The sequence below is a fragment of the Deltaproteobacteria bacterium genome (genome assembly GCA_026388545.1).
Taxonomy (GTDB): Bacteria; Desulfobacterota; Syntrophia; order Syntrophales; family UBA2185; genus JAPLJS01.
The window spans coordinates 1-3,677 of sequence record JAPLJS010000035.1; the positions used below are offsets into that span (position 1 = coordinate 1).

The 3,677-nt window shown below is 42.7% G+C and carries 3 protein-coding genes and 1 pseudogene; all 4 read right to left on the reverse strand.

Going from position 1 to position 3,677, the window contains the following annotated elements; all coding sequences use genetic code 11:
• Positions 1-268: 268 nt before the first annotated feature.
• Positions 269-448: a CsbD family protein gene (locus tag NTW12_03545; GenBank protein ID MCX5845419.1), complete on the reverse strand. Its 180-nt coding sequence runs from the start codon at positions 446-448 to the stop codon at positions 269-271.
• Positions 449-488: 40 nt separating this feature from the next.
• A complete protein-coding gene (locus NTW12_03550; protein MCX5845420.1) occupies positions 489-794 on the reverse strand; it encodes an antibiotic biosynthesis monooxygenase in 306 nt (101 codons plus the stop codon).
• Positions 795-1,289: 495 nt separating this feature from the next.
• Positions 1,290-2,585, reverse strand: coding sequence for an OmpA family protein (locus NTW12_03555; GenBank protein ID MCX5845421.1), 1,296 nt, complete (start codon positions 2,583-2,585; stop codon positions 1,290-1,292).
• A 631-nt stretch (positions 2,586-3,216) separates the two neighbouring features.
• A pseudogene (locus NTW12_03560) lies at positions 3,217-3,677 on the reverse strand (AI-2E family transporter).

A 3,677-nucleotide genomic window follows, 5' to 3' on the forward strand; every position in this document is an offset into this window, starting at 1 on the left:
TGGACTCGATTTTGATATCATCACCCTGGAGGTAGGTCTTGAACACATACGACTTTTGGGCTGATGATACGATGCGATCATCCATCTGGGACGCGTGCACAGGCACGCTGAGCGCCAGCAGAGCCACCGCTGCCACCATCATTACTACTAGTCTAAACATTGTTTTCATTTGTACGTTCTCCTTTTATTGTTGTTACTGTTGTTGTTTTAACTCTTTTACTCCGAAGACCTCATGCCTTTCTGAGTCCTGGTTGATACGCCGCTCTCACTACTTCCCCAAAACCTTCTTGACCTGACCGATCTTTTCCTGAACTTTGCCGGCTATCTTTTCACCGGTACCTTCAGCTTCCAACTCTGGATTATCGCTTAGTTCCCCGGCGATCTCCTTGATCTTACCCTTCATTTGATGAAACGTGCCTTCCGCCTGGTCCTTCGTACTTGATTTCATGGTATTCCTCCTTCGCCTATTTCACGATCAGATTATTCTTTTAAATCTCCTCCATCCCCGCCGGGTGGAAAACGGTGTGGAACATCATTTCATAGGGCTCTCTGAGAAGGTTCATCGCCCCCCGTAGCACCCTAAAATGCTCCGACTTCAGATGGGTCATAAGGTTTTCCTGGGTATCCCATTCTTCAAGAAGAAAGAGTCGATTTTCACCCTCAATACTCTGGCAGAAGTCGCAGCGCTGGCATCCCTTCTCCATCCTTATGGAACCGGAGAGTGAATCAATCGTCTGTGACAACTCCATGCGCTTCTCAGAAAGGACATTCATTCGTATGATTACAAGGATCATAAAAATAGTAATAGCAAATGGCCTGCCAATAGCCGAAGGAAAATCAAAAGTTTTGATTCATTCTTTAATAACAGGGGGTTAGATTAATAGGAGAGAACAGCAGAAAACTATGAAATGATTCGTTTAGCCTCAATATTTGGTGGAACCTCAACATATTGAGGGATATGTTGTGGGGAGGTGGACAGTCTAATGCGGTATCGCTTTTCAGAACTTTTGAGCGCCTCCTCCGTCTGTAGATTTTTATGAATTCATGAAAAAGCGGTTTTCTGAATCATACGTAAATACATATATGTACGCACTTTACCATTTCAAAAAGAGATTCATGGTTGATCAAAACCTTTACATTGACGCCATTGAACGCCATATCTGATATCTGCGGAGGCTTATTGATGACGATAGCACTAATTTCCGTCATAAACTCCGACGTAAGTCCTGGTTGCATACCTATCCGAAAACTAAATCATGATTCTTTTAATAATAGCATCAGCACAGTAGTTATTCTTCCAGCGGGCCAGTTTTGCGATTAAGGCCAGTGCTTTTTCCCAAATCAAAACAATGTGCTAATCCACAAGCTTCTAAAGCATCTTCTCCAAAGTTACAGCAATTGTGGCTGGGCGGATTATAGTCGAATACTTTTGTTGGTTTCCCGGCTTTTAGTGCATTTTCAGGATTGTAACTTCTAGCATAGCGCCTCAGGCAATCCTTATACCATTGGGTTGTTTTCTTAGTGGATTTTTTGTCAATGCAAATTGGCATTGTTGCATAATGGGGTTCTGAATTATCCAATTTTTTTCGTTCATTTTTGTCGGTAAATTCCACAACATCAAATTGATCTTTGGTCACACCTAATAAATTTATTGCCGCCCCAATTTTATGAAAATCTTTCAGGCCTGCTTTTTTTAAATCAGGCAAAGTTTGTAACTCAAGCTGATAAAATGAATGTGGATCTGTTTCGATACGAATGGCGCAGTGAGAAAAGATCCCCCCCCACATTACATAAAGTTCCAGCGTAGTCCCTTTAACTATTTTTGAAGAATAGGATGCGACTCCCTGTTTTTCCTTAAAAGATTTAATCTTTGCATCAATTGTTTCTTGATTTACTATAGAAAATCCGCCTTTAGGAAGATCTGAATCTTCAAAAAAAGAGTATAAACTATCCGGGATTACATTAGTTTCAATGTGGGTTTCGCCTCTACGGTTCTTTTGTCTTCCTTCCGCCGTTTTGTTGCTTGCGATGGGTTTTTGGTAATCATAGCCAATCACCTTAATGCGTGAGCTGTCGATACCAAACTTCTCAGCAAGATATGCTTTTATATTATCGGCACGTCGCCAGGATAGTTTAACATTGACCACCTCTTTGCCGACATTGTCTGTATGTCCTTCGATGACCGCCGACGTTGAGGGATATTTGCTCATAAAGTCGGCAATTCTCTTAATGTCATTGTGATACTTTGGTTTGATGTTTGCTTTGCCGGTATCAAATTGTACATTCAGGGTAATGGAAACCTTTTCTGGCACAGGTTCCGCTTTAGAAACTGGTGTCTGATCTATTGCTGAGCCGGTTTCTTTTACAGGCTTCACCTCCATTTCAACTTCAACAGGTTGAGATGGGGGAACAGCTATCGGTTTTTCAGCTATAAGATTATCGACCTTCTGGGTAGGCTGGCCTGAATTCAATTCTTGATTGACGTCTGCGGCGTTAAATGGGGTTATGGATTTTTGAGAAGCACAACTGACAAGCAATAAACTCACCATCAAAAATGAAAACTTTCTTAAGAAATTTCTTAACATGATTTATCTCCTGTAGAATGTTTTAAGCTGATTTTACACTATGCTTCCCTTCCGCTCTCCAAGGGCTACCCATGATTACCTATAATCTGCAGTCACAGTTAGCCACCAATACAGAATTGTGCCGTGATTCACAATCGGGAATATCCCTATTTATGACTTCGAAAATCATGATAATAAATTTGATAAGACATTGCTTTCTGGCAGGAAAATAAACATAGAAAAGTTCCGTTTGTACCATGCGCTTCTCAAAAAGGACCTTCATTCGTGTGATTACAAGGATCATAAAAATGTAATAGCAAATGGCCTGCCAATAGCCGAAGGAAAATCAGAAGTTTGGATTCATCCTTTAATGACAGGAGGTTAGATTAATAGGAGAGAACAGCAGAAAAGTATGAAATGATTCGTTTGGCCTCAATATTTGGTGGAACCTCAACATATTGAGGGATCTCTAAAAGGCTGCTGAAAAATACCCATCTGCTTCGTTGCATCTGAGCATTTTTGAGCAGCCTGCAAAGATGGGTTTTTCAGCTACCTGCTGATTCACTCTTGAAGAATGGAACACCGAGGGGTTTGATGTTCATAGATCCTTCTTTTCTTCGCGCCTTATCTAGATCCTTCTTTTCTTCGCGCCTTATCTCTTCCGAGGTTTCAAGCCCATACAATCAATTTCGGTACCGGATCCCAGCATGAAGGCGAGCCCTCGTGTCTCTTCATAACTTTCCAGCGCGATCTTGACAAGGCTGGTCATGGGCACCGAGAGGATCATACCGATCGGTCCCAGAACCCATCCCCAGAAGACCAATGAAAGGAAGACAACCAGCGTCGACAGGCTCAGGCCTTTGCCCATCAGTTTCGGTTCTATGATATTACCCACAACAATATGCACGACCACAAAGCCAAGAACTGTTAGAAGGGCAGACCCCACCCCTAACTGGACGAGAGCGTTCCCCAGAGCACCGGATAATCGACCCCGAGGATTAAGAGCCAGAGCCAGATCACAACCCCAACGAGAGCGCTGATCAGGGTTTTAATGACCAGATAGCGCTTGGCGTGCTGGCTGAATTTATCGATGGTAGACAGCGACCTCTCCGG

Coding starts and splice junctions, on each gene's coding strand:
- NTW12_03545 (MCX5845419.1), bottom strand. CDS start 448: ATGAAATCAAGTACGAAGGACCAGGCGGAAGGCACGTTTCATCAAATG.
- NTW12_03550 (MCX5845420.1), bottom strand. CDS start 794: ATGATCCTTGTAATCATACGAATGAATGTCCTTTCTGAGAAGCGCATG.
- NTW12_03555 (MCX5845421.1), bottom strand. CDS start 2,585: ATGTTAAGAAATTTCTTAAGAAAGTTTTCATTTTTGATGGTGAGTTTA.